A 1,177-nucleotide genomic window follows, 5' to 3' on the forward strand; every position below is an offset into this window, starting at 1 on the left:
AACTTTTAGGTAGGTACTTAGCTCTTCCATACCTATGGAGTAGATAATTGAATTTATAAGCGTACTTTTACCAGAAGAATTATCACCTCTAATAATATTAAGCCCATCTTCAAACCGGCAATCAAACCCATAATCAGAGTCAGTGGTTTGTACTACTATCTTGAAGCGTTTAAATCTCAGCTGGCCTAATTCCATTTATTGACAATCTCTTCAACCATTTTCTCTGTTATTCGTTTTCCAAGCCTGCCTAAATAGCTTGAATCTCTTAACTCAATATCTTGTTCTTTGGCTAGTTTCAGTAATTTTTTACCTTCAAATGTGATCGAATAAGCATCCGACTTTTGAGTAATTAGTTTTTGTGCAACACTAAATTGCAGTGCAACATTAAGTATCGGGTCAACTCCCCATACCTTGAATGGAATATTGGCATCAGCCGCCAAGGTAGCCAATTCTTCTTTCCGACTCTCTGTCTTGAGAACCCAGTTAATCAAATGCAGCCTAATTAGACTAGACTTACCACCTCTTGAGCTATACTCAAGAATTGAAAGTATTTGAAAAATTTTGTAGATAGGCCTGTATTCTGCAATTAGAGGCATCGGTCTTCGATTGAACCGTACTTTACTCATTAGTAAACCTCCAAAGGACACAAAGCAATCCATCTAGCTGTCATTGTATTAGCCAACTTGTGCTTATCAGTCCCACTTAATTCAGGAACTGCCTCTTGGATTCTGGTGCGTAACTCAGTTCTAACCTTATCAACAAGCTCATTGGCTGTACCTTCCCAAGTTATGCATATTTCCTCCACCTCTACCTGAAACTCAGAGAAGCAGTGTTCCAGCCGAAAGTAAATCTCAGAGGCATCCTTCTCAATCTTTTTAAGCATAGTATCGCCATTGAGCCAGTTATCAGCGGTTAGATCATTAAGTTTTTGGTGCTTCAGACTATTCAAAACACCTTCACTATTGGTGCATCTTAGTTTATTTTTTCTTCTTATATTATCGTCATAGTCCTCTGTACACGACAAAAAACTAAACGACCGAATATCGTTTGAATATTGATCAACTGAAAACCCATCACTAAGTTGTTATTTCACTCACTGTGACCAAACGGAGACTGAAATGACGCTAAGTGATGGGCTACAAAGTAGCCTAAAGGAACATTTGAAGTGGAGCAAGCC

Annotated in this window: 3 protein-coding genes; all 3 read right to left on the reverse strand. The window is 38.4% G+C overall.

Translation table 11 applies throughout. The annotated features are described in order from the left end of the window. On the reverse strand, positions 1 to 195 hold a 195-nt coding region (locus DKW60_RS20295), incomplete at its 3' end, for an AAA family ATPase (protein WP_146203533.1). Continuing rightward, positions 186 to 626, reverse strand: coding sequence for a hypothetical protein (locus DKW60_RS20300; RefSeq protein WP_109839495.1), 441 nt, complete (start codon positions 624 to 626; stop codon positions 186 to 188). The genes DKW60_RS20300 and DKW60_RS20295, both read right to left, overlap by 10 nt. Further along, entirely contained in the window at positions 626 to 883 is a 258-nt protein-coding gene (locus tag DKW60_RS20305) for a hypothetical protein (protein ID WP_146203534.1), read from the reverse strand. Before DKW60_RS20305 ends, DKW60_RS20300 begins: the two co-directional genes overlap by 1 nt. Positions 884 to 1,177: the final 294 nt, after the last annotated feature.

The organism is Leucothrix pacifica, from assembly GCF_003172875.1.
In the GTDB taxonomy this organism is placed as follows: Bacteria; Pseudomonadota; Gammaproteobacteria; order Thiotrichales; family Thiotrichaceae; genus Leucothrix; species Leucothrix pacifica.